This is a genomic window from Scytonema sp. PRP1 (assembly GCF_036697665.2).
Taxonomy (GTDB): Bacteria; Cyanobacteriota; Cyanobacteriia; order Cyanobacteriales; family Nostocaceae; genus Kalymmatonema; species Kalymmatonema gypsitolerans.
In genome coordinates, this window is sequence record NZ_JBAHYJ020000033.1 from 1 (window position 1) to 22,263 (window position 22,263).

Below are 22,263 nucleotides of genomic sequence, written 5' to 3' on the forward strand. Positions count from 1 at the left end.
TCGGCTGATCCGGGTTTGTATAGACCAGTCGATCTTGCGCCTGGGGGGTGCCGATCGCGTGAAAATAGACGGCATGGTTGGCTACGCTTGCTTGCGATTCGGTGCCCTGCTTCGGTTCAGGGTAACGGGCGTAGAAAAAGCCAGATCCGTCCTTCGTCCATGGGATGATGCTGGTGAATCTCACCCATTTGACCTCATCGTCGAGTACCTTGCCCGTGTTCACGTCCAGTACCCGAATCGTGCGCCAGTCTGTGCCGCCATCCTGCACCGCATAAGCCACGCGCTTGCCATCATCAGAAGCTGACCACTCGGCAAGTGCGGTCGCCCCGTCCTCTGCCCAACTGTTGGGATCGATCAGCACGCGCCCTGCGCTATCCACGCTGTCGCGGACATAAAGAACCTGCTGGTTCTGAAGTCCGGAATTATGGAGGTAAAAATACCGCCCCCCCTTTTTGACCGGAATGCTGAACCGCTCATAGTTGTACAACTGTTTCAGTCGGTTCTGAAGAATATCCGACCCGGCAGCGTATTGAGATAAGCGTTGGTAAGCTTTGTTCTGTGATTCGACCCAGGCGGCAACTTCCTTGTCGTTGCGGACATCGTTTTCCAGCCAGCGATAGGGGTCGGCGATCGTCCGAAATGTTGCTCGACGACATCGACTCGCTTGGTTTCAGGATAGGTGATTGTAGGTGACATTGCTGTGGACTTCGTGTAGGCGGAGGCGAAATAGGTGGTAAAGAGTAGCGCGATCGCGAAAAGGGTTGTGCGGCGCATTGGTATCTTTTGAAATGAGAGTCGAAATCCAAAGAGGTCGAATTCCAGTACTTATCGTCGTGATTTTGCAGTTTTGAACATGGCATTGACCTACGGAAGAATGTCGTCTTTTTGTAATTGCTTCTGGAGCGTTTTCGGCAGGCTTTTAATGTTGCAATGTTTTGGAGAATTACCCTCATAGCGCCAGGACTGAATTTCACTAGAGCGATCAAACTCGACATCAATCTCACAGAAATCACGATCGACAATCGTGTTGCCTCCGCTAATTATCGTAGTTGTCTCGCCTCGATCGTTCTGAAACTCATTCACAGAGATTGGCTGATTAAACTCCCGTTCTCGATCCGTGTTGTAGGAATAGATTGTGTTTCCATTGGGTAACGTAAGCGTTGTCGTGGGTGTACCATATTTGCGAACAAACTCATTGATATCCCGACCAATCCAACTGTTCATTGTGCTATTCAATTGTTCTTTCGCTCGTTGATCGTCGCACCAGAACAAGCTCACGCTTGCTAAAATTAGCAGCATCGAAATCTAAGTCTTCATATTCATCCCTCTGTGTTGAAAAGTTTTCATGTGCGATCGCTCATTTCAGTCGCAGTAAAACCAGGTCAAAGGACTCAATCGATTGTTCGTGCAGTCGTTTGAAAGGATAGTCGATCGCGTTGTGTTGATCTGAAGTGTACTGAGTTCCAATGCTTGATTTCTTCCAGATTCTTATGGTGAAGAACGAGTTCATTTCGGTATCATCCGATTTAGCCATCAATTTTCAGAATTCACTTGCCATGTAATCGCAATGATTTCTGCAAACACTAAGACAACTAATAGCCGCGAAAACGCTTGTAAAATGGCTTCCATCGTCCAGTTCTGACTCTGAACCTCCCAGATCATCACAACAATATTCACTCCAATCGCCAACCAGGGTAGAATTACCGCTGAATTCCGTCTGCGATAGAAGCGGATCGTCGTCTCGCGCCAAAATGGGAAGGTGCTGAGGAGACAAACAATGTAGGAGGCTCCTGCACTGACGAACAGGCTGGTTTGAAGACCCGAAGGCAGGTTCGGGTATCCAAGCGCGATCGCCGTCAGACAAACTCCCAGCGCGAGATACAGGAAAGTAAATAAGGTAAATCGTTTCATTCCTTCTCCAATAGAGCTTATTCTCTGTACCAGACACGCACACATTGAAAGCAATTGATTGTAACGCCTTGACTGATCGTCACTGGGTGGAAACTATTACTGACCGTCAATCCGTAGTCATCATCACTTGTGCCTTCTATGCGATCAGGTAAAACGACAGTTTCAACATTGATCACCTGTGTCGTTGTATTTTCGATCCACTGATTAACAGCACTCACAACCTCGGAGAAAGATTCATACTCGGAAGCTCCGCCGAAGGGTCCCCGTTCAGTAATCCGAGGCGCAAAATCTTTGCATTTAATCATTTTTCCACCACCTTAAAACTGTAGAGTTGACTTAGAGTCTTCGTAGATAGTCGCTCCCGCACTGCGGAGTTCATTCAGAAACCATTCGGTATCCGAGAGCAGTTCGGGTAGGTAAAACCCAGGTCGGGCAGGAGCGCGGTCGTTCAGTCCCAATACCGACACGAGAGAAAGAACGACGCTCAGACCCGTTAGTGAGGCTGCGCCATGCTTGAACTCCAGCATCGATCGCGAACGCTGCGTTCGACCATCGGCTTCGCCCTCAATTTCGACGACGATCTCGGTCGCTGCCTCACTGCCCCGGTGGCGGCTGGATGATTCGTCAGTCACTAGGTCGAAACGTACATTCGGTGCCCCAGTGGCAGCATGGAGGCTAGCGATATCGAACGTGGAGAATGCGGTGGCATCAAGTGAGCGACCGTCAATTGATTCGATCTTGCCCTTTGCTGCGTCGCCGGACAGCCATACGCGCCGCCCACCCTCGAATACCATTGCGGGGGGAGCAACCCCGTGTACCCGTTCCATATCTTCGAGCGACGCTGGACCTGCTGGATCATTCTCGTCGAGGATTGCTCCAATCCGGATGGAGTGGATGACCTCGAAGCCTTTGACACTGTTGAGTGCCAGAAACACAGCCGCACCAGCCATCCAGTGACTGGCGAGCACGACGGGTGCTGCGGTCGCACGATGCGCGAACATCGCCAACTCAGGTCCGATTTCGGTGAGGGCAGCGTTGATGTTCAGGTAAGGGATGCCCAAGTCCTGCGCGTAGTTCAGTCCTTTGAGTCCGGCTTCGGGAGCCAACATGACTACAGCAGCTACTGTGACATCATCACCGAGACCCAAGCGGGGCTTATCGAGATCTATGGCAACGGCTTCGGCAGCGCCCACCTCCTGGGCGACTTCACCTGCCGATTGCAGGTTCCGTCCTCCGACGAGCACTCGAACGTTGGGGTGCCTCTCGCGGAACCACCTGACGGCAGTGCGCCCCACGAAGCCCGATCCTCCGGCAAAAAGTACCTGTCCTAAAGCCACCTTATTTTCAAGTATCATGATTTTTACCTCTTGTTATGAAACCAGTTGCATTTACTTGAGTGTGATGACTTCCAACACTCAGTTTCTTTCAGATTCTGATGGTGCTTCTTTCAGCGATAGTGAACCTGTTTCGAGGTCATTCCAGCAAATTGCTTAGAAACCACCTATTCGGAACTGCGATCGCAAAAAGATATCTGCCAAGGCAGATCGCGATTTAGCCTGCTGTATATCCACCATCGATCGCTAAGGGGGCGTCCAAAAACAACTCCGCATTTTCGGTGTAGAATGCCTCCAATCGTTGCTGTGTTGGTCAAGTCGAGAAATGTCCTCAGCGAAAAACCATGATTGTCGCTGTCTGCATTAAAAGACCACGAAGGAAACGAAGTCACCCACGGTCGAGCTTTGGTTTAACCCGATTTGGTCAAATGGTGCAACGAGGTTGGTTCCAGATACATGTACCGGGGTGTAAGTAGCAGTCGATCCTGTTACTAATGCGATCTTCATCTTGTCGTTAGTCATCGTTATTTTTCTCACTGTTGAGGTTAGCCGACAATACCAGCACTTCGTGTATTGCTGTAGCTGCATTTCCGCCTGTTTTGGTTCCGCCACCAAACACAAAAATTCGGTTGCCCACAGTCGATGCCCCCAATCCATGTCGTGGGGTTGGCAAGGGCGGCAATGCTTCCCAAACGTCGGTTATCGGGTCGTACACCCAACTTTCGGCAAAAACTTTCTGCTCTGGAACCCACTGTTCACCGCCAAAAACGTAAAGCTTACCGTTGAGCGAGGTCGCAGCCAGACCACCTCTTGCTTGAGGCATAGGCGATCGCGTCTCCCAACGATCAAGCTTCAGATCGTAAACCTCAAGATTTGGCACGTTGACTTGGCGCGTCGTACCATCAGCATTCTTGACAAACTGACGACCACCAACGACATAGATCTTTCCATCAATTACGGCAGACGCTGCACTGTTTCGCGGTGTTGGTGCATTGGCACGGATTGACCAGCGTTGGGTCGTTGGATCAAATACTTCGTTTCGCACGGTGTCGATATGGTCATTAAACAGCCGAGCATCCTCAGTAGCTCGAACGCGCCCGCCAATCAGGTAGATTTTACGATCGACCACGGCGGATATACCCTCTGCGCGAGCTACTTGCAGGTCAGTGCCCTTAATCCAGGTATTAGAGGCAGGATTGTATATAAACATCGTCGGCTGTGCACGCCAGTCCGGAAACCCACCTGTGAAACCGCCAACAGCGTAGAGCAAACCATTGACTGCCGACAGCGTAATGTGATGGCGTGCTTCAGGTAGCGGTCTCAATACTGTCCATGCATCCTTGACCGGATCGTAAGACTCGAAATGAGCTGAGAACCCAGTGTTTGGGCTGAGTAAACCGCCGACCACGTAAATTTTTCCGTTCAGAACTTCTGGATAAAGCTCTTGCCGAGCGACCGTTGGCGGTGCAGCTTTAGTCCAATACGGCAACTGGCTTTGTGCTTGACTGAGTACGGGCGACCATAGCGCAATGACCGAAAAGATCGAGATCGACAGGGAAAGCAGATATCTAGGCGGCATAATACATACTCTATTTCTAATCATTGCTGTCGGAATCATTGTTATCGGACAATCGCCTGTTTATTCAAATTGACTCTTAAGGGTTGCCCAGTGATATAGCTAGCAGCATCAGAGCAGAGAAACACAACCGCTTGAGCAATTTCCGTTGAGTTTACGGGTTATTCGCTACTCGCTGATACAGGTTCCATATACAAGCGTGCCCACTTGATCTGATCCGCTTGTACACCAACAATACTCACGCCGCGCATACCAAACTGCGTACCATCACGATGGGTGCCGAACCAGTACCACTCAGCCCAAGCCGTGTCACCCTCTACTGCCGAACGGAGCAACTCTGAGTGAAAGTCTGGGATGGCGTGGAAGATGCCAGACCAATTCTTACGAGCATTCTCAATTCCCTCGAAACCTCTCTCAGGATGGAGTGGATGATTGCCCTGAAAGTTGGGTGCAAAGCAGGCTAAAAGCGCTTCCAGGTCTTGTGCGTTCTGTGCTTGTTGCAGTCGCTCTATGACGGCGATTTGTCTAGTTTCCATATGCTTGATTCGTCTATCGATTTTTGATTGTTTTCAGAAAACCAAGATAATTCGATGCTGCTTCCTGAGCGTTTTCGATCAACAGCAAATGTCCTGCTTTGGGTAATTGAATAATTTGACTCCCTGGAAGACAGCGATGTGAGCGATCGACATCCCGAATATCATAGATTTTGTCTTCCTGACCCCAAATTGCCAGGGTCGGAACCCGACTGTGAGGCAACTGACAAAGCACATCATCATAAAGATTCACAATGTCCCAAGTCTGCTGATAATTTCGATTACGATTCACATAATCGTTCACTTTCTCGGTTTTGACCTCATCCGGAATCGTAGGAGGCGTCACGAAAAGCAGACTGATTTCTAGATCGAACTGCTCTTTGGTAATCGGAATAAAGGGATTGATGCCCTCAATAATCGATTTCCTGACGCTAGTTGCCCAATTCGTTATGCCTAGCGGTGAACCGATAAAGGCGAGGCTGCGAACTTGGTTGGGATAAAGCTGGCTGTAAAGGGCTGCGATCGTGCCCCCCATCGAGCTACCTGCAACATCAAGGGATTGAATCTTTAACGCAAGGGTAAACTGGTGCAGGAGGGCTGCCTGATTCTCTAGCGCATAGTCTTTCACGGTAAATCCAGTACTCTTGGCATAACCGGGTAAATCGGGTGCGATCGCTTGATAGCCTGCTCTAGCCAACTCGCACATCATGCCATTCCACTGCTCTTTCTCGGCAAATAATCCATGCAGCAGTAAAATCGGCTGTCCTGTCCCTGCTTGATTATAGGAAAGCGTTCCACTCCCGATTTGGGTAGAGCGAGTTGCGATGTCACAGGTTGAAGCAGGAGTTGCGCGATTCAGCCAACCAGAGCCAACAAGCACACTGACAACCAGAACGATAATAACTAACCGAAGAATGAACTTTCTCATGAATAGTTTTTCCTGACTATTCCAAATCACAGGGTAAACGCATCTAAATTTTATTGACAAAAGTCGAAGCGATTTTGATTCATCTCCCCACTGTCAGTAGACCGAAAAATGAGAGCGCTCGCACCCCTGACGGGGGAAGCCAAAAACCTTTGTCGGATAGCCAAATGAGGGTTGGCTAGAAGCACCAAATCCTCGGCGATCGTAGGTAATCACTCGATACCCTGCATTTAGCAGCACTAAGACCTGCTTCTCCCAGGAATGACCGTTGAGGGGAAATCCATGAATGAGAACAACAGGTTGACCTGCCCCAAGATCTTCGTAGTAGAGATCAATGGTTGCAGAATTTTCTTGACCGACAGTAACGTAAGGCATTGAAATCTCCTATGAATGCTGCGTCGGATTCTCGTTTGATTTAACTTAAGCGTAGTGAATTTCAAGGCTCGGTTTCTTTCAGATTCTTAGGGTGTTTTGTCAAATTCTTGCGCGATAACTTTTAGGATACAGCGCTGATCAATTCCTCGCTTTTCGCCCAAAGCTGCTTAGCTTTGTTAGCGTCAAGCGCATACGACCTTACGCCGTCGGCAAACGGGTTGGGCGTGTCATTGATCGGCGCGATCGCACAATCTTCGAGATAGTGTCCACCGATCTCGTCTTTGTTAGCCACGACTGCTGCCCAAACCGACGTCGCGGCTGCCTGCGGAATTTCTTTCAACTCTTTCGGCGGCAGACCCGCTTCGGTGCGTGCTGCGTCAACAGTCTTCAAAAGTCCCTGCAAGTCCTCCGGCGAGAAATGGCGGGGTAGATCCGTCAGACTGTTTCCGGGCATCACCGAAGCAGCCCGAATGCCGCGATCGCGATGCCGCCTGTCAAACTCCAGAGCGAACAGTGAATTGGCGGTTTTCGATCGGCTATAAGCAACCCATGGATCGTACGCCTGCTGCTCGAAATTCGGATCGTCCAAGTCGATATCGGCACCGCGATGCGCGAGCGACGACAGGACTACCAGCCGTCCATTATCGGCGAGCAACGGCTCGATCTGATTGATCAGGGCGAAATGACCAAGATGGTTCGTCCCCAACTGGACTTCAAAGCCATCGATCGTCCGACCGAACGGAGTTGCCATAACGCCAGCGTTAGCGATGATGGAATCGAACGGCTGACCGTCAGCCAACAGTTTATCCGCGCAGGCGCGAACGCTTTGCAAGGATGCCAGATCGAGATTGATCAATTCCAGGCTGCCACCTCCTTGCGACGCGGCATCACGAATCGATGCAGTGGCTTGCTCAGCTTTAGCGAGATCCCTGACCGCACCGACGACACTAGCGCCGTGAACGACCAGTGAGCGGGCGGTTTCAAGCCCAATGCCCGACGATGCACCCGTAATGAGAAACCGCTTTCCCTTGAGATTAATGCCGGAAAGCACCTCGTCGGCGGTCGATTTTGCACCAAATTTTTCAGCCATTTCTTTTCCTTTCGTTAATTGTGAGTGTAAAAGTTTTGATCTTCTTTCAGCCTGAGCTTCGACGCTCAGATTTGGAATCCGCCGGACACGTCCACTACGCCACCGCTGATGTAGCCCGCCTCTGAACCTGCGAGGAAGCAAACGGTCGCCGCCACCTCCTCCAAGGTTGCGATCGGGCGGATTGCGTGAAGATCCATGATCGCTTCCGGCACTTTGTCGGCTATAGCCGCCGCAATGTCCGTCGGCATGATGTCTGGCTACACGACGGTTACGGTGATGTTGCGCGGGCCAAGATCACGCTGGACACCTTTCGCATACCCTACGATCGCCGCTCCTAAACCGCGAGAACCACCCGTTACCAGTGCAACTTTGCCTGCAAGTGTTGTCGTCATGATGGACTCCTTTGGATGTATTACTGCTCAATCAAACACTGCGTACTATCGGGATGCCCTTGAGGAACCAACGGCACGGAGAGTGATCGAGCGGATGATGCAGGTCGATCGCTACTTGGTCGCAACGTTTCGCACTGCCTTTCGACTACTGCGCTACATACCCACCATCTACCATCAACGTTTCACCTGTTACGAACGATGCCATGTCAGATGATAAAAACAGGACTGCATTTGCAACTTCAAGAGGTGTTCCAATTCGTCCGATCGGGTGAAGTCCTGTCAAGTAAGCTTTGGCTTCATCCTGCCCACCTGTAGCTGCTTCAAACATATCTGTTTCGATTGCTGCTGGTGCAACGATATTGATGCGAATACCCGCTTTGGCATATTCGAGCGCAGCAGCTTTTGTTAAGCCTACTACCGCATGTTTACTCGCGGTGTAGAGGGGTTGGCTAGGAGATCCAACGACTCCAAGCCCAGATGTCGTATTGACGATGCCATAGTGCCGCCAGAGGCGAACGAACCACTTCCCTGTTTCAACATCTGAGCGATTTCATACTTCATCGACAACCAAACGCCTTTGACATTGACATTCATCATGCGATCGTATTCCGCTTCTGTTTGCTCAATCAGTGAGGGATTTTCGCCGACAGTTCCTGCATTATTAAAGGCAATATCTAACCGACCAAAAACGCCAACCGCTTTATCAACCATTGCTTTAACATCGGCTTCTTTCGTGACATCTGCTTGCACAAAAATTGCCTCTCCGCCAGCTTCCTTAATCAATCGAACAGTTTCTTCACCTTCATCAATTCGACGACCCACCACCACCACCTTTGCTTGTTGTTGGGCATAAGCGATCGCAGTTGCACGACCAATTCCTGATGCTCCTCCAGTAACTAACGCCACTTTATCGTGCAGTATCATTCTATTTCTCCTAAAATCAAGTCCGGTTGTTCTGTCTTGAAATAATCATGAAATCGCTTTAGAAAAAAGCTTAGACAAATCTTGCCAGCAAAAGACTAAGAGCAAAGGAAAAGGCATGAAAGCTGACATGGGATAACATCGCAGCCTCAAGCGAGTATTGCCAAAGGAGCCAACCAAAAGCAATGCCAGCAATCCCATTGAGTAATATCGCTCGGACAATCACAACTGGAGTGAGGGAAACGATCGCGGCAGTCGCTGGCAGGTGTAGTAGTCCAAATACCAACGCGGCTAGAACGATCGCACCCTGGTAAATCCCTTGACTTGGCAACGTAACGCCTTGTTTTAGCCCTTTCCACGCGATCCAAACAAGCAGCGACATTAAACCCCAGCGCATCAGAATTTCCTCAGTGATGCCGCCATAGAACATTGCTGTAAGCAAATTCAACCCACTTGGCTCTGTATTATTGGCTGCCCGTAGCGCTTCAGGTAGGACAGGTTGCATCAACTGATCGAGCAACAGGAGAACGATCGTCGTCGCTGCACCTACACCCAAGCTCCACTTCATCTCAACGGTAAAAGATGGAGACTTAGCGATATGAAACACCCAGTGATCAATCAAATGGGAGCGTAATCCAACACGATAGGCACAACCAATTCCGATCAGAATGCTGATTGCCAGTAGAACTGTAGGCTGTAGTCCTTGCAGAAGCATTAAAATCCGCAGTGGAGGCACTTTTTCCAGTGTTTCTGGAGACAGTTTCGCCAACTGTTGCTCAATTAATGGAACCGACGTAATCGTAACCATCGCAATTCCCGCAATGCCCAATACAAATAGAATCCCAAATTGTTTCAAAACTGCCATTGATTTAATCTCTAGAGACATCAGAATACTGGGTAGACACAATGCCAAGATAGAGAATGACAACTGGTGACTAACGCCACCTTATTCTGAAGTATCATTCCTATTTCTCCTGTTTCAATCAATATTGACTAAAAAAGCGATGCCTTGATGACTCAACTTGTAGTGAACGTGTTCATTTATTTGAACAAGACTAAAGCTCAGTTTTCTAAATTACTAAATTGTTCGTTTTTGGAAAGACTTTAGTCGTGTGAACGAAATTAATCTCTATCTCTATCTCTATGTCTGTTACGTTCAGGTCTAGTATGGGTCCTGCATTGTTGAGTTGTGTAGTACTCAACCCGAGTAGGAACAACGTATTGCTGACGTGAAAAACGGCGTCCGTAGTAACCGTCTTCATAACCACGGGCAAATTCACCACCTGCAGTACGGCGTCTATAAGCCTCCCCATCACGAGCACTGTCTGTGCCTTGACGATAGCCATCTCTATAGGCACCAGGGTGATCAGCAGCATCCTCTGAAACCTTTTGATGGGTGATAGGATAGCAAATAGTATATCTATCATCAGCTTCAGCGCTTTGAGTGAAAAGACTTATAGGCGCAGCAGCAAGAGTTAATAAAGTAGCAGCAACAATTCTTTTCATATCTAGTAAGTCACGCCGGATGATTATCGAAGTGGCGGTGTAACCGTCGCCCAACGTTCAGCAAGTTTGCCATCTGCTAATCTCCAAAGCACAAAGCCCTTAAACTCCATCTTTTTTCCCGTAGATGCATCGGTTCCGCGCCACAGACACCGCACCATAACCTTGTCACCCTCAGCAATCGTGTCCTCAACCGTAACGTGCAAATCGGGATACTTTACGTATGCCTTATCCATCGTTTGCTTAACCAGTTCGGGACTTGCCAATCCTACAAAAGGTTCTTCGCGATCTATAAAGTTAGATGCGAAGTTTTGGTAAGCAATAGCAGAATTCTTGCGGTTCACAAACTCCTCAAAGTGATTGCGGATGAATGTTTTATTTTGTTCAAGTGTTTGTTCCATAATGTGAAATAACTCCATGATTTCTAGTTCTGTAATGTTCTACCTATCCGAGCCGAAGTGTAGTAGGTCTCAATAATTGACTGCTTTGGTGATTCTCACGGCGATTTGTCAGAGTCTTATAGAGTTAGCGCACCTGTTTTGGTGTCATGCTAGTAAATCGCTTAAACTGTTGCGTCAAATGGCTTTGACTGGAGAAACCCACTTGTAAGGCAATATCTGCGGTAAGCGAAGCTATCCCGAAGGGTTATCGCAAAATCCGTTTTCGACAGCATCAATTTCGCTTGCTCCACTCGTTGTTGAATCACATACTGGTGTGGAGAAATGTCGATCGCCTGTTTGAATGCACTGGCAAAGTAAGTTGGGCTAATGTTGATCACTTCTGCAAGTTCAGCCAGTGACAAATCTCGATTAAGGTGAGTATTAATATAGTCGAGTACTTGTTGCAATTGGGTGCGCGTTAAGCCTCTGTTCTTGAATTCAAGGGTTGGCGTTGTAATTGTTAGCATGGTACAAAAATTGGTGGTTTGTTCGACAGGAAAAGCTAACCGTCAAAATCAGGAAGCTTACTGGCACTAGCAAGTAAAAACAGAATCTTTAAGTTAGAAATTGAGCGCAACAAAGCTGCCCAAGATCTAAAAGCATGAGCCTTTAAACATCGACCGAATTGTCATGAATTAGATTGAAACCTTGCTCACTTTTCAGAAATAAGCACTAGGCACGAATGTGTCAGAAGTTGCTCATATGAGCTTCTTCAGAATGTCCCGAATATGAGTTTTTGCCGTACCCACAGAAATATTAAGCTTCCGAGCGATCGCGATACTATTGTCTCCATCAACAATCAATTGCAACACCTCTAACTCCCGATCTGTGAGTGATTCAGCGAGAATCATTTGCCTCAAGTCTGAATCAACTGCGCGAATCACGATCGCCTCAACCGAGTTACTGTCATCAGATGGAGGAGGATAGGCTTGTTGGAACCGCTCAGCGACCTCTTGGGCAACCGTAACAAGGGCATGATTAGAAGAGAGAGCATTGGAAAAATCAGCCTGAGTTGAAAACCTTGATTGCTTAAAATCATCTTTGGTCGATCGTGGACTGGATTTCATAAAATTGTCCTCAGTCAAACATGGATGGCGAACAAAGGTTGGGGAGCTTAATGACTTGCAGCAACAATAGCTGTCATTAACTCTGTCATCTTCCAGCGTCCGGTATATCGAATGTTATTGATAAATAGGGCTGGAGCAGTCGTTACTCCACTCTGTATTCCGCCTTCAATATCTTCATTGATGCGATCGAGATATGTCCCTCTTGCGATATCTCGCAGAAATTGAGGAACGTTAAGTCCTAAATCGTTGGCGTACTCTACAAGATAACCATTTTCTAACTTCTGTTGATGGGCAAACAAAGTGTCGTGCATTGACCAAAACTGTCCTTGGGCAGCGGCTGCTTCGGCAGTTTGGGCGGTCCGTTGAGCATGAGAATGAATCTGTGCTTGCGGAAAATGACGGAAGATAAAACATAAATCATCCTCTCCAAAAGCAGCACTAAGCTCTCGTTTGATCGCTTTAATCAGCTTGTAAACGTCTGCACTTTTGGGGTCTTGATAGTCTCCATACATCACCAGCACTATTTTGGCACTCAACACACCTTGAATCCAATCTTGGGTTGAAGGTGGTACAAGTAAGGAACTGTGGCTACAATCGTCGTTCATTTTTCTACATTTACATCAAGCATGGAACCTTGCAATTTACTTGCTCAATCCATTGACTGCATAACTGTTTGCATAAATTCAATATAGGAGATCGCTTTCAAGCCGTCGTCTATAGCGAGTTGAATTTTTTGCCGTACAAATTGATAGAGCAACTATGCCATTGCAGAGTAGAAGGCGGGCTATAACTTAAGTTAGAATCGGGTGCATCAATTCGTTTAGGAAATATATCAATTCGCAGATTAACTGTCAGAGTAGGCAGTATCGTTCGTCAAACGTTCCTTTCCCAATAGGACGGATTCCTAAATCACTGAATTAGGAAATCATTAAACACCTGAACACGCCGCGAATGCTTACGATTCGGTAAATACAATCCATAAAAGCAGTTTGTCCAGGTTAAAATTAATCTGGACGAACTGCTCAATTTATAGTTGAACTTTAGTCGCTAGCAGTGTGACCACATCAGCATGAGCTAACACCACATCAGGGTTACGCTGAAACGCCATATCATACTTCACAGCAAAGCCATTTCCAACTTCATCAGGTGTGAGTAGAATCCGAACATCAGCAATGAGAGCAGCGATCGCCTCGGAGGTGATAGGCTCATCAGAGTGGATTAACTCATCAATTTGCACAATCAATTCTGAGAGGCGATGCAACCAGGCAAATTGATCGTGATTGATCACCAGTTGCAGCAATTCACTGTTAGAGACCCGTCCGCGCACCTGTTCGTAATGAATACGCTCTGTATCCAACAACAGTTTATGCAAATGCAATAACTTGATGCGTATATTGGTCAGAAGTTGATGTTGGGTAATGCGGTTTTGAAGCGTGTTAAGCATGAATCTGTCCCATCCTTCCATTTCGGTAATCGTCGATCGCTTGCAAGATTTCGGCTTCAGTGTTCATCACAAAGGGACCATAGCGTACCACAGGTTCATTCAGCGGCACTCCAGCAATCAGCAGTAGATCAAGGGGTTGGGTGGCATCCGCAGGATTGGCGATCACCACTTCCTCACCATCAGGTGCAAAAATCACCATTTGCCCATCCTCACCCCGTTCCTGCTCAGTGCCAAACAAACCAGACCCATCGAGGACATAGGTAAAGGCGTTGTACTCTTTCGGTATCGGTTGAACAATGCTTGCTCCCGGTTGTAGCGTGAAGTGCAGGTAGATAATCGGAGTGCGGGTTTCAATCACCGCTTTCGCCCCCAACGCTTCTCCCGCAATCACGCGCACTGTCACGGACCCATCTTTGGTGTGAGCCACCGGAATTTGCGCCGATGGAATTTCCTGATAGCGAGGAGCAATCATCTTGTCCCGCTGCGGCAAGTTGACCCACAGTTGAATGCCGTGCAGTCGCCCACCCGTGCGGGTAAACTCAGCTTCTGGCATTTCGGAATGCACTACGCCTGCACCAGCGGTCATCCACTGCACATCACCGGGATTGAGCAGTCCGGCATGACCGACCGAGTCCTTGTGTTCCAGCCGTCCATCCAGGACGTAGCTGACGGTTTCAAAGCCACGATGGGGATGATCCGGTGCGCCCTTTGCTTGACCGGACTTCAGATTCACGGGACCCAATTCATCGAGGAGGAGAAAGGGGTCAAACTCGGAAAAGCTACTCTTGGGAAAGGGACGACGCACCAAGAAGCCTGCTCCTTCAAGTGTTTCTACACTATTAATGATTCCAGCAACGGTTCGGAGTGTTTGAGTTTGAGTTGTCATACTGTTGCCTCCAATCAGACAGTTTTTAAGATTTATCCTATATGTGATTAATCATATACTAGCATAGAAGGATATAAATTCTATGGGTAGGGCTTGTCCTCCCTGTTCGTTCGGTAAACCGCCTATGTCTCTTGCCCATGTGATTCTGGGTCTGCTCCAGCAACAGGAGCGGACCGGCTACGACCTCAAAACCGAGTGCTTTGACGATTGCATTTCCCATCTGTGGCCAGCAGATCAGGCACAGATTTATCGGACTTTAGACAAACTGGAGTCACAGGGGTGGATTACCTGTACTGTTGAGATTCAGCACGATCGCCCTAATCGCAAGGTTTACCGGATTACTGAAGCAGGTGAAGCAGAGTTAACCCACTGGCTCCAGACGCATCATCCGTTGCCCGTGTTGCGAGAGCCGTTGCTGGCGCAACTCTATTTTGCGGCTCAGTTGCCTAACGAGGAGATCGTGTATCTGCTAGAGCAGGAACTGGAAGCACGGCAAGAAAAGCTAGCCCAGTGTGAGGCGATCGAGACTCTATCTTTGAGTCATCCGACTGCATCGCGTGAACAAAAACTGCATCAACTGGTTTTGGACTTAGTGAAGCAACGGGAACAGACTTATTTAGATTGGTTGGAAAAGGCGATACGTGCTATGCACACGCTGCGCGACCGCAACAATTCGTAGCCAATCAACGTAAATTCCTTCTTCTAAGTTAGAATCCGAACTCGATCGAAAGTACACCCTACAAACTGACAATGCCGATTAGCCTGCTTGTTGGGGCGTTACGGACACTCTTATCGGAAATGCGAGGCGAGGAACTGATAACCAACTCCTCGCCTTCACTTTTTTTATTTTGCGCGTGCGCGTTGCAATTAGGTGCTTTTACACAGGTGCCATTTGCCGGTCGAGCTTGGTCTCCCGTCCATCTCGTTGCACAGATTGAGCTTTGTCATAGCTCTCCATCAGGGCGCGGTAAATCGGCATGAGGTCAACCATGACAGTGGCAAACTCCATTGCGTCCGGACGGTTCCACGTGTTCATGAGTTCGCCGATTACTGCGTAAGTGTCGATGGGCATGGCTCCCGCTTGGACGACGCGGGCCAGAGTGAGGTCGGTCGCCATCTGGCTCCAGTTGCCGGAAGCGTCAATGATCGTGAAGACCTTGTAACCAGCGGCCAGTGCGCTCAGCGTCGGAAACGCCATGCAGACGCTGGTGAGAGTTCCAGCGATGAGAAGAGTCTTTCGCCCAGTCTTCTCGATCGCGTCTACCCAAGCCGGGTTATCCCAGGCGTTAATCTGGCCTGTGCGCGGAATGTAAACCGCGTCAGGATTGTGCTGGTGGATTTCGGGAATCAGAGGACCATTGGGACCATCGGGTACCGAAGCAGTCGTGAAGGTCGGAATCTTGGCGAGTCGCGAGATCTTGGCGAGCGCCGTAACATTGGAGCGGAGGACTGGGAGTTCGATGTCACGCACAAGTTGGAAGAGTCCGCTCTGATGATCAATCAGCAGCAGCACGGCGTCGTTGGGATCGATCATTGTGTCAATGGTGTTGCTCATGGGTTTGTCTCCTTTTTCATTCAAATTCAATCAATGTCATTTTTTCCTAGCTATCTGGGGCGTGTCCAGTTCTAGTACTCAGCTTCTTTCGGAATAAGTTCAATATAGGAGATCGCTTTCAAGCCGTCGTCTACAGCAAGTTAAAATTTTTACAGTACAAATTGATAGAGTAACCGTGCCATCGCGGAGTAGAAAGCTAGCTATAACTTAAGTTAGAATCCGAATCTGATCGAAAGTACACCCTACAAACTGACAATGCCGCGTTTAACGGCAACAATCACCGCTTGAGTACGATCGCTGACATCTAACTTATTCAAAATCCGATTAACATGAGATTTAACCGTGCCTTCACCGATACTCAAAGCAGTCGCAATATCGGCATTACTCATTCCCTGCGCCAGTGAGCGGAGTACTTCTAGTTCTCTTTCACTCAGTTCTGGATTACTCAGGCGCTGTACTAACTTTGCTCCCACATCGGGCGGAATATACTTCTGACCCCGATGAACGGTACGAATGGCATTCAGAAGCTCGTCAGGTTCAGTTTCTTTCAACAGGTATCCTTTTGCGCCTGCCTGCAATCCCCGGTAAATATCTTCGTCACTATCATACGTGGTCAGTACAATAATCCGAGCAGATTTAACGATCGCACAAATTGCACCAATGGCGGCAACTCCTTCCACTTCAGGCATTCGCAGATCCATTAGCGTTACATCTGGTTGGTGTTCCCGAAATAAGGCGATCGCCTGTTCCCCATTTTCAGCTTGGGCAATCACCTGCATATCTGGGTCACGGTTAATAATCGTGGCTAATCCTTGCCGAAAAATAGCATGGTCGTCCGCAATCAAAACCCGAATAGTCGTGGCTTGGCTCATCGTGATGCTACTTCCGATTGACGGTGACAATAATTTCTGTTCCCTGCCCAGGTTGACTCCGAATCGTGAGTTGTGCGCCGATGCGCTCTGCCCGTTCGCTCATGCCGAGTAAGCCAAAACCCTCAGAGGCTGGAATATTCCCGACTCCAAAGCCCTGCCCATTGTCTTTCACGCGCAAGCAAAATTGATCGCGATCGTAGACTAGCTGCACTCGAACTTCGTCAGCATTGGCGTGTCTAATCGCATTGGTTAATGCCTCCTGCCCCATCCGCAGTAGGTTACTCTCGACTTCAGTGGGTAGAGAATACACTGCACCCTCAATCTCATAATGTAGAGTGGTATCCATTGCGGCAGTTCTGATTTGAGCGATGAGACGGTGTAGAGCGCTCTGTAAACTGCCCTCCTCCAAAAGCTGAGGACGGAGCGCTACTACCGATCGCCGCGCTTCAGTCAGTCCAGTTCGTGCCAATTCTTTGATCAGGTCCAGGTGTGCCTGAGTTGCTTCTACATCATCCGTTAGCACCTGTTTTGCCGCTCCCACCTGAGCCAGAATGCCTGTAAACGACTGAGCAAGTGTGTCGTGAATTTCGCGTGCCATGCGGTTGCGCTCCTCTAAAATTGAGGCTTCTTCTGCTTGCTTCTGCGCTGTAATATCTCGCACCAGCCAAATCACCTGATCGTGGCTGATTGGGGCAATGCGAGCCGAAAACCACATTTCTCGTCCATTTAGAAACGCACCATACTCGACCGTGAGGATTTGTTGGGTTCTCAGTACCTGCTGAATATAACCCAGAAACTCATCAGCTTCTTCCCTTCCGAGTTGATGCATAGTTTTACCAATCATCTCCTCAAATGGGTGCCATAGCAGATCTGGTTCCAGTACCATTATTTCAAGGAATCGCCCTTCAGCAGAGAATACAAACAATGGATCGGGAATTGCCTCAATTAGAGTCCGTAGCTTTGACTCTGAGACTTGTAGGGCTTCTTCTGCTTGCTTGCGATCTTCGATATCCGTAACAACTCCCAACGCTCGGGTGGGTTCACCGAATTCATTCCAGGCAACAATTTTGCCGACAGCAAAAACCCATTTCCACTGACTATCCTGGGTACGATGGCGATACTCTGCTTGATAGCTGGGAACTTCTCCAGTAATACAAGCATCGTAAGCTGCAACCACTGACTCTCTATCGTCAGGATGCAAACTCTCAATCCAACTAGATTTGGTCTCGTAAAATGTTGCTGGATCGTAACCCAGCATTAAAGCGTATTCTGGGTTAACCACAACTTCTTCAGTTTCGATGTTGAGATCGTAGAGTCCTTGATTTGAAGCGGTTAATGCTAAGCGCAGTCGTTCTTCACTTATTTGTAGAGCGGACTCTGCCTGTTTGCGATCGCTAATATCTGCAACCACCCCTTCGACGTATCCATCGGCTGCATTCAGATAAGAAGAGGTAAGTCCCCAGAACAGTGTCCCATCTCGTTTTCGCATCTGGACTTCAAAGCTTTGCAGTTCCCCATCCCGCTTCATCACCTCAATGGCGTGTTGGCGATCGCTGGGATTTACAAAATAGTTGGCGCTGTGTTCTAGCCCAATGATCTCCTCTGGTGAATCAAAGCCCAACAGGTTAGCAAGGCGTTGGTTGGCATTGAGAATTAATCCATCCGAGAGGCGGGTTCGGTAGATGCCGACCTGCGAGTTTTCAAAGATAGTTCGGAACTTGGCTTCACTTTGTCGTAACGCAGCAGTTCGTTCTGCGACCTGTTGCTCTAAAGTGCAGTTGTAGTCGGCTAGGAGTTTCTCGGCTTGCTTGCGCTCTGTAATGTCCTGAAAGGTAGCGATCGCATGAGTGATATTGCCCTGTTGATCAAAAACTGGTGTTCCCCGTGCCTCAAGTAGAATTGAGGCATGATCTCGACGAATTTCTATATCTTCAGTCCTGATGCGTTCGCCCCTTAATGCCTGCACAATAGGCAAGCTCTCCGCTGGATAGATTTGATCCGTTCCCGCTACATAAAGCTGATAAGCCTCTGAGAGCTGCTCCGGCGCTATGGAAGTATCAGTGTCTTTGCCCAGGAGTTGATTGCCGCATTGGTTGGCATAGTAAGGGCAACCCGTCGCATCCACGATCGCAATTCCCACCGGAATCGCTTCGAGGAACTGGGCGATCTTGCTTTCCTTAGCCTGCAGTTCTGAGTAAAGGTTGGCATTTTCGATGGCGATCGCTGCTTGAGTCGATAATAGCTGTAAGACCTGCGATCGCTCTGGTGTAAATACTCCAGTTGCTAACCGATTTTCTAAATACAATACGCCGACCAGCTTGGCTTGATTCAGCAGCGGCAAACAGAAAACAGATTGAGGCTGGTTCTGTTGAATGTATGGTTCATTAATAAAAGCACCTTCACGAGTCGCATCATTTAAGGTGACAGATTTTAGAGTCCGAATCACATATTGAATGATTGATTCTGGCAATTGATCGGCAATTGGAATAGATTGTAACACCTGAGTCGCACAAGCATTCTCATCGGCATTGAGTTCACAAGCCGCTTCAATCGACCATTCTCCTGAGTTTTCTAAAATCAGATATCCGGTTTGTGCGCCAGCATTCTCAATTAAAGTTTGCATCAGTGATCGCAGCAGTTGCTTCAGTTCAATTTCACGAGAGATCGCCTGTGAAGCTTTCATCACTGCTGCTAAATCGAAAGCAGTATGGAAGGGATTAGAGATAGTATCGGCAGTAATAGGAATTGATGCGGAAGCGGCTCTAGACGACTGAGAAAAGAACTGTGGATAGCGAGTTTCTAAGTCTTTAACTTTAGCAGTTGCGCCCCATCTTTCATAGCAGTAGTGTGCTTCTTTCATGTAGAGCTGAGCAAATTTTTCCAGACCTCGCGCTAGATAATGTTTTGCAGCCAATTCGTATGCTAACGCCTCTTCCTGGATATATTCATTTTCTCTGGCTCCTTGAATCGCCCGTTCATAAAACTCTTCAGCCTCAAGAAATTGCCCAAAGCTCGCGCCTTCTCTGCCTCGATTAAATGGTATTTATGCAAAAAGTTCATGGGGGCGTGGTATGCCCATTTCTGCATCTTCTCCTGATTGGCATTAACGCGATTCAACCAGGATGTTTTTTCAGAGTTTGCAGCATTTGCCAACACGTTCAGAACGATTAGGGAGTCATAGAAACGAAATACAGCAACAGACATTAATCCTGTGGCTGTGTTTAAATACGGTTCTACCAAAGTAGCCGTTTTTGCAGCTTGCTCATACTCTCCGAACAGGTAGCATAAAATCAGCTTATTTAAGTAAAAGAAGTGAAGGCCAGTTCCATCCTTTGCCGCGATCGTCCATGACAGTGCTTGCTCTTCGTCGTAGAGACCACCCACTAAGCGACTTGGGGTTTCAGACTGACCTCGCAGGTTCAGGATCGTTTGTTGCAACATTGCCAGCCAGGTGGCAGGAGTCTCTCGTCTAATTTGATGGGTGGCTTTCCGATAAATCGCGGTTTGTTGTTCCAGTTCTGTCAGTTCTTGTCCTGCATAAAAGGGGTAATAACATAGGCCAATTGCAGAATAACCCGCAAATTCAAACTCTCCACTTTCTATACCGCTTTGCCAAGCTTCAGCAAAGCCAGGGAACGTCTCTTTAAGGTGGTCTTTCCAGAGAATGATATGGAAACTCACCATCATCAATGCTTTGCAATTACCTCTCTTGTTATTTGATTGTTTCGCTAAATTTAAGGATAATTTGCCAAATCGATAGCCCAGTTCAAAGTCTTGTTCAACGCCACATAGGATCATGCCATAGCCAACATAACCAAGCAGCGACCAGATCGCGTTTCCATGGGCGATCGATAAATTCACTATCTTGCATATAATCAGCACCATCAGAGCGGGTGTCGAAATAAAAGCCGGAGTATATATGCCTACTAAAATGTAGACTGCTGCCAGTGACACAGGTTCACTCATCTCTGGCAAATCAATCAAATCTTCGATTTCCCGCCCAGCCAATCGTGAAGCGGTTTCCTCTAATCCTGCTTGAACATCTAACTGACTTGGAGCTTCCACTAAACGAATTCCCAAGCGTTGCAGCACTTCCAAGCCAGTTTTCAGGGCTTCTTTAGGGTCTCCCCGCGATAGCCATGCTTGAATCCTGCTATCGTAAACTTTCACGGTATCGAGCACCGTCTTCGCACAGTTAAGCACTGCTTCTGCAAGCCGCTCCATTTCGTCAAAGTGACCGCTGAGGTAGGCCGCCTCTGCTGCCTCTGAATGCAACACCAAAGTTAGGTCATACTCACGCTGCCAACTTTCCCCATCAAGCAGTTTAAGCCCTGTATTGAAATACTGAAGCGCTGCTTCATAAGCCGTTGCTGCCTTTGCTTTCTGACCTGCCATTAAGTTCAATCTGGCAATTTCAGTTCGTTCTGATCGAGCAGTGACTAGCTCAAGTCCTTGATTGAGATGATCGATGATTTCAAACAACCGCTCAGATCGTTGCTCTGGTGAAGTTTTTTCGAGCAAATTGCGACCGATTTGGAGATGAACAACCTGTTTCTGCGATTCATCAATCAAAGCATAAGCCGCTTGCTGCACGCGATCGTGCAGAAACTTATACTCTTGAACTAACAAATCTTCGTCCAATTCAGACAGAGGTTGAATTAATCCCGCTTGTATTACTGCTAGTAGATCCTGGAAAATTGCTTTCGGTGATTTTTCGCAAACGATCGCCAACGTTTCTAAATCAAACTCAGACCCAACACAAGCCGCTATGCAGAGAGTTTGCTGTGTTGCTTCCGGCAATTTCTGCAACTGACGCAGCAGTAACTCCACCACATTATCCGTGATATTTTGAGCTTCAATCTCTGCCAGGTTCCACTGCCAGATCAACTGTTGTGTATCGAAAGTCAACAGATTTTCGCCATAGAGCATTTTCAAAAATTCACCAACGAAGAAAGGATTGCCCTCCGTTTTATGCAATACCAACTCAGCTAAGGATCGCACAGTGTCAGTATTTTGATGCAACGTCTCGGCAATCAACTGACTCAACGGCAAGAGCGTTAAGGGTGCCAGAATGATTTCTTGAAGCACTGCCCTTTGTTTCCTCAATCGCTCCAGCGTTAATGCCAGTGGATGCGCTGGATTCACTTCATTATCTCGATAGGCTCCGATCAGAAATAGAAATTGGGTTTGCTCGTCAAGCATCATTAGTTCGATTAACTTCAGCGTGGCTGAATCCGCCCACTGTAAGTCATCTAAAAAGATCACCAGAGGATGTTCTTGGGAACAAAATACTCGAATAAACTGCTGGAAAACTCGATTAAAACGATTTTGAGCTTCTGTGGCTCCCACCTCTGGGACGGGTAGCTGCCTGCCGATAATCAGTTCTACTTCGGGAATCACATCAATGATGATCTGTCCGTTACTCCCTAATGCCGTGCC

The 22,263-nt window shown here is 48.1% G+C and carries 28 protein-coding genes and 2 pseudogenes; 2 read left to right on the forward strand and 28 right to left on the reverse strand.

Annotation, left to right across the window (positions count from 1 at the left end):
- From V5G28_RS06710 to V5G28_RS36605, 14 genes and pseudogenes are all read right to left on the reverse strand, one after another.
- Window positions 1-631 (reverse strand): annotated as a pseudogene (locus tag V5G28_RS06710) (S9 family peptidase); the annotation flags it as partial.
- Between the two features lie 233 nt (window positions 632-864).
- On the reverse strand, window positions 865-1,224 hold the full coding sequence (locus V5G28_RS06715) for a hypothetical protein (protein WP_336229875.1): 360 nt from the start codon (window positions 1,222-1,224) through the stop codon (window positions 865-867).
- Window positions 1,225-1,357: 133 nt separating this feature from the next.
- The gene (locus V5G28_RS06720; RefSeq protein WP_336229878.1) at window positions 1,358-1,534 is read right to left on the reverse strand and encodes a hypothetical protein; all 177 of its coding nucleotides are present in this window, start codon (window positions 1,532-1,534) and stop codon (window positions 1,358-1,360) included.
- The gene (locus V5G28_RS06725) at window positions 1,534-1,911 is read right to left on the reverse strand and encodes a hypothetical protein (RefSeq protein ID WP_336229879.1); all 378 of its coding nucleotides are present in this window, start codon (window positions 1,909-1,911) and stop codon (window positions 1,534-1,536) included. Before V5G28_RS06725 ends, V5G28_RS06720 begins: the two co-directional genes overlap by 1 nt.
- 17 nt (window positions 1,912-1,928) lie before the next feature.
- A complete protein-coding gene (locus V5G28_RS06730) occupies window positions 1,929-2,216 on the reverse strand; it encodes a hypothetical protein (RefSeq protein ID WP_336229881.1) in 288 nt (95 codons plus the stop codon).
- Window positions 2,217-2,228: 12 nt separating this feature from the next.
- The gene (locus tag V5G28_RS06735) at window positions 2,229-3,266 is read right to left on the reverse strand and encodes a hypothetical protein (protein WP_336229883.1); all 1,038 of its coding nucleotides are present in this window, start codon (window positions 3,264-3,266) and stop codon (window positions 2,229-2,231) included.
- Between the two features lie 146 nt (window positions 3,267-3,412).
- The gene (locus V5G28_RS06740; protein WP_336229884.1) at window positions 3,413-3,637 is read right to left on the reverse strand and encodes a hypothetical protein; all 225 of its coding nucleotides are present in this window, start codon (window positions 3,635-3,637) and stop codon (window positions 3,413-3,415) included.
- Between the two features lie 122 nt (window positions 3,638-3,759).
- Complete coding sequence (locus V5G28_RS06745; protein ID WP_336229886.1) at window positions 3,760-4,824, reverse strand: Kelch repeat-containing protein; 1,065 nt, start codon at window positions 4,822-4,824, stop codon at window positions 3,760-3,762.
- 41 nt (window positions 4,825-4,865) lie between these two features.
- A complete protein-coding gene (locus tag V5G28_RS06750; RefSeq protein ID WP_336229917.1) occupies window positions 4,866-4,964 on the reverse strand; it encodes a hypothetical protein in 99 nt (32 codons plus the stop codon).
- 18 nt (window positions 4,965-4,982) lie between these two features.
- Window positions 4,983-5,357 carry a nuclear transport factor 2 family protein gene (locus V5G28_RS06755; RefSeq protein WP_336229889.1) on the reverse strand — a complete coding sequence of 125 codons (375 nt, stop codon included), beginning with the start codon at window positions 5,355-5,357 and terminating at the stop codon, window positions 4,983-4,985.
- 13 nt (window positions 5,358-5,370) lie between these two features.
- Window positions 5,371-6,282 carry an alpha/beta fold hydrolase gene (locus tag V5G28_RS06760; protein WP_336229890.1) on the reverse strand — a complete coding sequence of 304 codons (912 nt, stop codon included), beginning with the start codon at window positions 6,280-6,282 and terminating at the stop codon, window positions 5,371-5,373.
- A 93-nt stretch (window positions 6,283-6,375) separates the two neighbouring features.
- Entirely contained in the window at window positions 6,376-6,654 is a 279-nt protein-coding gene (locus V5G28_RS06765; RefSeq protein ID WP_336229892.1) for an alpha/beta fold hydrolase, read from the reverse strand.
- A 121-nt stretch (window positions 6,655-6,775) separates the two neighbouring features.
- The gene (locus tag V5G28_RS06770) at window positions 6,776-7,744 is read right to left on the reverse strand and encodes an SDR family NAD(P)-dependent oxidoreductase (protein ID WP_336229893.1); all 969 of its coding nucleotides are present in this window, start codon (window positions 7,742-7,744) and stop codon (window positions 6,776-6,778) included.
- Window positions 7,745-7,809: 65 nt separating this feature from the next.
- A complete protein-coding gene (locus V5G28_RS36605) occupies window positions 7,810-7,992 on the reverse strand; it encodes an SDR family oxidoreductase (protein WP_442994226.1) in 183 nt (60 codons plus the stop codon).
- On the opposite strand from V5G28_RS36605, the gene V5G28_RS06775 reads away from it, so the two are divergent.
- Complete coding sequence (locus V5G28_RS06775; protein WP_336229895.1) at window positions 7,940-8,350, forward strand: hypothetical protein; 411 nt, start codon at window positions 7,940-7,942, stop codon at window positions 8,348-8,350. The genes V5G28_RS36605 and V5G28_RS06775 overlap by 53 nt on opposite strands.
- Here V5G28_RS06775 and V5G28_RS06780 read toward each other — a convergent pair.
- The 10 genes and pseudogenes from V5G28_RS06780 to V5G28_RS06825 all read right to left on the reverse strand — a co-directional run bounded on the left by V5G28_RS06780 (window position 8,282) and on the right by V5G28_RS06825 (window position 14,397).
- Window positions 8,282-9,060, reverse strand: a pseudogene (locus V5G28_RS06780) (SDR family oxidoreductase). The gene V5G28_RS06775 and the pseudogene V5G28_RS06780 overlap by 69 nt on opposite strands.
- A 70-nt stretch (window positions 9,061-9,130) precedes the next feature.
- On the reverse strand, window positions 9,131-9,922 hold the full coding sequence (locus V5G28_RS06785; RefSeq protein WP_336229896.1) for a CPBP family intramembrane glutamic endopeptidase: 792 nt from the start codon (window positions 9,920-9,922) through the stop codon (window positions 9,131-9,133).
- A gap of 257 nt (window positions 9,923-10,179) precedes the next feature.
- A complete protein-coding gene (locus V5G28_RS06790; protein ID WP_336229898.1) occupies window positions 10,180-10,563 on the reverse strand; it encodes a hypothetical protein in 384 nt (127 codons plus the stop codon).
- A gap of 23 nt (window positions 10,564-10,586) precedes the next feature.
- Complete coding sequence (locus V5G28_RS06795) at window positions 10,587-10,961, reverse strand: ester cyclase (RefSeq protein WP_336229901.1); 375 nt, start codon at window positions 10,959-10,961, stop codon at window positions 10,587-10,589.
- 124 nt (window positions 10,962-11,085) lie between these two features.
- Complete coding sequence (locus tag V5G28_RS06800) at window positions 11,086-11,139, reverse strand: hypothetical protein (protein ID WP_336229919.1); 54 nt, start codon at window positions 11,137-11,139, stop codon at window positions 11,086-11,088.
- Window positions 11,123-11,467: an AraC family transcriptional regulator gene (locus V5G28_RS06805; protein WP_336229902.1), complete on the reverse strand. Its 345-nt coding sequence runs from the start codon at window positions 11,465-11,467 to the stop codon at window positions 11,123-11,125. The genes V5G28_RS06800 and V5G28_RS06805 overlap by 17 nt, the downstream gene beginning before the upstream one ends.
- Before the next feature lie 231 nt (window positions 11,468-11,698).
- Window positions 11,699-12,067, reverse strand: coding sequence for a helix-turn-helix domain-containing protein (locus tag V5G28_RS06810; RefSeq protein WP_336229903.1), 369 nt, complete (start codon window positions 12,065-12,067; stop codon window positions 11,699-11,701).
- Window positions 12,068-12,114: 47 nt separating this feature from the next.
- Window positions 12,115-12,672, reverse strand: coding sequence for a DsbA family protein (locus tag V5G28_RS06815; protein WP_336229905.1), 558 nt, complete (start codon window positions 12,670-12,672; stop codon window positions 12,115-12,117).
- 422 nt (window positions 12,673-13,094) lie between these two features.
- On the reverse strand, window positions 13,095-13,511 hold the full coding sequence (locus V5G28_RS06820; protein ID WP_336229907.1) for a hypothetical protein: 417 nt from the start codon (window positions 13,509-13,511) through the stop codon (window positions 13,095-13,097).
- Window positions 13,504-14,397 (reverse strand): pirin family protein, encoded by an 894-nt coding sequence (locus V5G28_RS06825; RefSeq protein WP_336229908.1) that lies wholly within the window; start codon window positions 14,395-14,397, stop codon window positions 13,504-13,506. The genes V5G28_RS06820 and V5G28_RS06825 overlap by 8 nt, the downstream gene beginning before the upstream one ends.
- A 124-nt stretch (window positions 14,398-14,521) precedes the next feature.
- Here V5G28_RS06825 and V5G28_RS06830 point away from each other — a divergent pair, with 124 nt between their 5' ends.
- On the forward strand, window positions 14,522-15,076 hold the full coding sequence (locus V5G28_RS06830; protein WP_336229909.1) for a PadR family transcriptional regulator: 555 nt from the start codon (window positions 14,522-14,524) through the stop codon (window positions 15,074-15,076).
- A gap of 198 nt (window positions 15,077-15,274) precedes the next feature.
- Here V5G28_RS06830 and V5G28_RS06835 read toward each other — a convergent pair whose 3' ends face one another.
- From V5G28_RS06835 to V5G28_RS06850, 4 genes are all read right to left on the reverse strand, one after another.
- The gene (locus V5G28_RS06835) at window positions 15,275-15,952 is read right to left on the reverse strand and encodes an isochorismatase family protein (RefSeq protein WP_336229910.1); all 678 of its coding nucleotides are present in this window, start codon (window positions 15,950-15,952) and stop codon (window positions 15,275-15,277) included.
- Window positions 15,953-16,194: 242 nt separating this feature from the next.
- Entirely contained in the window at window positions 16,195-16,824 is a 630-nt protein-coding gene (locus V5G28_RS06840) for a response regulator transcription factor (protein ID WP_336229912.1), read from the reverse strand.
- A 7-nt stretch (window positions 16,825-16,831) separates the two neighbouring features.
- Entirely contained in the window at window positions 16,832-19,738 is a 2,907-nt protein-coding gene (locus V5G28_RS06845; protein WP_336229914.1) for a PAS domain S-box protein, read from the reverse strand.
- Window positions 19,739-19,746: 8 nt separating this feature from the next.
- Window positions 19,747-22,263 (reverse strand): ATP-binding protein (locus V5G28_RS06850; RefSeq protein WP_336229916.1); only part of this gene is annotated, 2,517 nt, incomplete at its 5' end.

Excerpts from the sequence above, each read along its gene's own strand:
- V5G28_RS06715 (WP_336229875.1), bottom strand. The coding sequence starts at position 1,224 with ATGAACAGTTGGATTGGTCGGGATATCAATGAGTTTGTTCGCAAATAT.
- V5G28_RS06720 (WP_336229878.1), bottom strand. The coding sequence starts at position 1,534 with ATGGCTAAATCGGATGATACCGAAATGAACTCGTTCTTCACCATAAGA.
- V5G28_RS06725 (WP_336229879.1), bottom strand. The coding sequence starts at position 1,911 with ATGAAACGATTTACCTTATTTACTTTCCTGTATCTCGCGCTGGGAGTT.
- V5G28_RS06730 (WP_336229881.1), bottom strand. The coding sequence starts at position 2,216 with ATGATTAAATGCAAAGATTTTGCGCCTCGGATTACTGAACGGGGACCC.
- V5G28_RS06735 (WP_336229883.1), bottom strand. The coding sequence starts at position 3,266 with ATGATACTTGAAAATAAGGTGGCTTTAGGACAGGTACTTTTTGCCGGA.
- V5G28_RS06745 (WP_336229886.1), bottom strand. The coding sequence starts at position 4,824 with ATGCCGCCTAGATATCTGCTTTCCCTGTCGATCTCGATCTTTTCGGTC.
- V5G28_RS06755 (WP_336229889.1), bottom strand. The coding sequence starts at position 5,357 with ATGGAAACTAGACAAATCGCCGTCATAGAGCGACTGCAACAAGCACAG.
- V5G28_RS06760 (WP_336229890.1), bottom strand. The coding sequence starts at position 6,282 with ATGAGAAAGTTCATTCTTCGGTTAGTTATTATCGTTCTGGTTGTCAGT.
- V5G28_RS06765 (WP_336229892.1), bottom strand. The coding sequence starts at position 6,654 with ATGCCTTACGTTACTGTCGGTCAAGAAAATTCTGCAACCATTGATCTC.
- V5G28_RS06770 (WP_336229893.1), bottom strand. The coding sequence starts at position 7,744 with ATGGCTGAAAAATTTGGTGCAAAATCGACCGCCGACGAGGTGCTTTCC.
- V5G28_RS06775 (WP_336229895.1), top strand. The coding sequence starts at position 7,940 with ATGATCGCTTCCGGCACTTTGTCGGCTATAGCCGCCGCAATGTCCGTC.
- V5G28_RS36605 (WP_442994226.1), bottom strand. The coding sequence starts at position 7,992 with ATGCCGACGGACATTGCGGCGGCTATAGCCGACAAAGTGCCGGAAGCG.
- V5G28_RS06785 (WP_336229896.1), bottom strand. The coding sequence starts at position 9,922 with ATGGCAGTTTTGAAACAATTTGGGATTCTATTTGTATTGGGCATTGCG.
- V5G28_RS06790 (WP_336229898.1), bottom strand. The coding sequence starts at position 10,563 with ATGAAAAGAATTGTTGCTGCTACTTTATTAACTCTTGCTGCTGCGCCT.
- V5G28_RS06795 (WP_336229901.1), bottom strand. The coding sequence starts at position 10,961 with ATGGAACAAACACTTGAACAAAATAAAACATTCATCCGCAATCACTTT.
- V5G28_RS06805 (WP_336229902.1), bottom strand. The coding sequence starts at position 11,467 with ATGCTAACAATTACAACGCCAACCCTTGAATTCAAGAACAGAGGCTTA.
- V5G28_RS06810 (WP_336229903.1), bottom strand. The coding sequence starts at position 12,067 with ATGAAATCCAGTCCACGATCGACCAAAGATGATTTTAAGCAATCAAGG.
- V5G28_RS06815 (WP_336229905.1), bottom strand. The coding sequence starts at position 12,672 with ATGAACGACGATTGTAGCCACAGTTCCTTACTTGTACCACCTTCAACC.
- V5G28_RS06820 (WP_336229907.1), bottom strand. The coding sequence starts at position 13,511 with ATGCTTAACACGCTTCAAAACCGCATTACCCAACATCAACTTCTGACC.
- V5G28_RS06825 (WP_336229908.1), bottom strand. The coding sequence starts at position 14,397 with ATGACAACTCAAACTCAAACACTCCGAACCGTTGCTGGAATCATTAAT.
- V5G28_RS06830 (WP_336229909.1), top strand. The coding sequence starts at position 14,522 with ATGTCTCTTGCCCATGTGATTCTGGGTCTGCTCCAGCAACAGGAGCGG.
- V5G28_RS06835 (WP_336229910.1), bottom strand. The coding sequence starts at position 15,952 with ATGAGCAACACCATTGACACAATGATCGATCCCAACGACGCCGTGCTG.
- V5G28_RS06840 (WP_336229912.1), bottom strand. The coding sequence starts at position 16,824 with ATGAGCCAAGCCACGACTATTCGGGTTTTGATTGCGGACGACCATGCT.